Here is a 1,047-nt window from a genome sequence, read left to right on the forward strand (position 1 = left end):
CTAGAGCCGTTCCACGTTAATCCGGTTCATATCCTGCTGCTTTGAAGAAATTGGTGCATTCGTCTGGTGTGAAGGCCTGAAGCACGTCTCCGACGGCATTCCAGAGTGCCGTGACGGTTCGTTCCGCCCTGCTGCGCAAAAGGGATTTGAGTTTGGAGAACGCCATCTCGATCGGATTGAAGTCCGGGCTGTAGGGCGGCAGGAACACCATTGATGCTCCTGCCTGTTCGACGGCCCGACGTGCGCCCGGCATCCGGTGGGCAGGCAGGTTGTCGAGGATGACGATGTCGCCCGGTCGCAGGGTCGGCACGAGCACGCGCTCGACATAGGTCTGGAACACGGCACCGTTCATCGCCCCGTCATGCACAAAGGGTGCTGTCAGGCCCGTGGTGCGCAGCGCCCCGGTGAAGGTCGTCGTTTTCCAGTGCCCGTGCGGCACGCCCGAACGGCATCGTTCACCGCGCAAGGCGCGTCCCCGCAGCCTGGCCATCTTCGTCGACAGGCTGGTCTCGTCGATGAAGACCAGCCGCTCCGGGTCGAGATCGGGCTGCGCGTCAAACCAGTCCTCGCGCCGTTTCAGGACGTCGGGACGCTCCTGCTCCAGTGCATGGGCGGTCTTTTTTTGAACGTCCAGCCGCGCTGACGCAGCCACCGACTGAGCATGCTGCGCCCGATCTCGACCGCATGCGCCTCGTGCAACCGCGCCGCCATCTCCACCAGCGTGATATCCCGGCGTGCTTCAATCAGCCCGAAGATGAAGGCCGCGTGGACATCCAGACGGGAGCCGCGCGGTTTGCCCTGACGGCGCGCCGTCCGCTCGCCCGTCTCGCGCGCTCGCCGCAGCCACCGGATCGCGGTAGCGATCCCGACATTGAACCGCGCCGCAGCCGCCCGGGCCGAAAGGCCGGACGCTCCCGCCGCCAGAACACGCACCCGCAGATCGTCACCATATGCCCGAGACATCGCCCTCTCCCTCAACAAAAAGGGTGAATTACAGGGCGCCCATCCTGTCACGCCACAGAATCAGCGTTCAGTGGAGCCGCTCTA

General features: G+C 64.6%; 1 protein-coding gene. It reads right to left on the bottom strand.

Annotated features, from left to right (window positions below; genetic code table 11):
- Positions 1-16: 16 nt before the first annotated feature.
- Positions 17-963, bottom strand: a protein-coding gene (locus B8446_RS15865) for an IS630 family transposase (RefSeq protein WP_241767835.1) whose coding sequence is annotated in 2 segments (ribosomal slippage) — positions 17-624 and positions 624-963 — 948 coding nt in all. Because the reading frame shifts where the segments join, the coding sequence is not laid out codon by codon here.
- Positions 964-1,047: the final 84 nt, after the last annotated feature.

Source organism: Tanticharoenia sakaeratensis NBRC 103193, assembly GCF_000963885.1.
GTDB classification, from domain to species: domain Bacteria; phylum Pseudomonadota; class Alphaproteobacteria; order Acetobacterales; family Acetobacteraceae; genus Tanticharoenia; species Tanticharoenia sakaeratensis.